The sequence below is a fragment of the Methanosaeta sp. UBA458 genome (genome assembly GCF_002496085.1).
Classification (GTDB): domain Archaea; phylum Halobacteriota; class Methanosarcinia; order Methanotrichales; family Methanotrichaceae; genus Methanothrix; species Methanothrix soehngenii.
Genome location: NZ_DAIK01000171.1, coordinates 1 through 1,479, shown reverse-complemented (window position 1 = coordinate 1,479; position 1,479 = coordinate 1). Strand labels below are relative to the sequence as shown.

Below are 1,479 nucleotides of genomic sequence, written 5' to 3'. Positions count from 1 at the left end.
ATGTGCATCATCCCGAAATTGATCAGGATGAGTTCATCTCTCAAGAGCGCTCTTGACCTTCACCACCAGTTCTTCTTTCACCGCACTCCTGCGGTCTCCCCCGCAGACGATGCCCCGCACGCCGATGATGTCCGGCTGCAGGCGCAAGAGCGTTTCCAGATGAGGAAATCCGATGCTGCCAGCCAGGGCAACCTCCAGATCATTGCTATGGCCAAGCTCAATGAAATCCGCCAAGTCCTTCTCGCCCATGAAGTCGAATGTCGGCTTTCCATCCTTTATGGCGGTGTCCACCATCACCACATCTGCCCCTGCCTCAGAGGCGGCTGCGGGCAGGAGCATGGGAGATATGCTTCCAACACGAAGGTAGTCAGAGTAGCCTGAAGCCACCACCTTCTTCTTTGGATCGAGGTCTTTTACCGCTCGTACGATGGCTTTGAGCATCTCCTCTGCCTGATCACATGTTTTCACTCCCAATAGGCCCGCTTTGACGTAATCCGCGCCTGAGGACGCTGCGCCCAAAGCTGCCAGGCTCGCTGTTCCCGGCTTGAACTCCATGTCGCCGATGGTCGCACTTACCGGCACCTTGCCTCTTGCCAGGTCTGCTACCGAGCGTATGACCCAGGGGAAGTTCGCACCTAGGGATCCCTCTTTGGGGTTCTTCACATCCAAAATATCAGCGCCGCCCGCCAGTGCAGCATGCGCCTCTTCCATGTTCATGGGGCTGACCAATAATCTCATATTCTCTCAATCCCGATTGGGCAAATGTGAAATGCATCTTCGTCTTCGATATACTTAATGGTGCTGTTGTTCATGCCCTGCGGGGAGAGCGCAGCCGCTATAAGCCTGTTGCTGAATTCAGCCAGGTAATAGAATCCTCCGACCCCCTGCTGATTATGGATGAGCTTCGGCCGGTTCAGGTATATGTAGCAGACCTGGATATGATCATGGGCCGGGGAAATAATATGGAGCTGATCCAGGAGATATCCAAGCGGGCAAAGACAATGGCGGACACTGGCGCCTCTAGATCAAGCGATCTGGATCTCCTTCCTCCATCCGTTATCCCGGTTCTGGGGACGGAGACGGCCTCCATCTCCCTGATAGAGGAGGTCTCAGGCCAAAGGAGGACGATAGCCAGCCTGGATATGTCGAAGCGCAGGGTCCTGTCAAGGGATAAGGCCATGGCGGATCGTAGCCCTCTGGAGGTTCTGGAGGAGCTGAATCATATCGACCTGGAGGGAGTGATAATCATGGAGCTAGATCGGATAGGGACCTGTGCCGGTCTGGATGGGGAGTTTTTAGAGAAAGCCAGGGCTCGAAGCCGCCATCCTCTGATCCTGGGGGGTGGGGTAAAGGATGAGATGGATCTGGAGGCTCTGGAAAAGGTCGGCTTTTCCGGGGCTTTGGTGGCCACGGCGGTTCATAATGGAATGATTCCTCGGAAAAGGATACAGTGAAAGAAGTGACTGCTCCCCGCCCTAA

Annotated in this window: 2 protein-coding genes; one reads left to right on the top strand and one right to left on the bottom strand. The window is 55.1% G+C overall.

The genetic code is table 11. The features are described 5' to 3' along the window. Positions 1-33: 33 nt before the first annotated feature. Positions 34-738 (bottom strand): (5-formylfuran-3-yl)methyl phosphate synthase, encoded by a 705-nt coding sequence (locus BP822_RS12565; protein ID WP_013719792.1) that lies wholly within the window; start codon positions 736-738, stop codon positions 34-36. 26 nt (positions 739-764) lie between these two features. On the opposite strand from BP822_RS12565, the gene BP822_RS12560 reads away from it, so the two are divergent. Next, positions 765-1,454, top strand: coding sequence for a HisA/HisF-related TIM barrel protein (locus tag BP822_RS12560; RefSeq protein WP_013719793.1), 690 nt, complete (start codon positions 765-767; stop codon positions 1,452-1,454). The last annotated feature ends 25 nt before the right edge of the window (positions 1,455-1,479 follow it).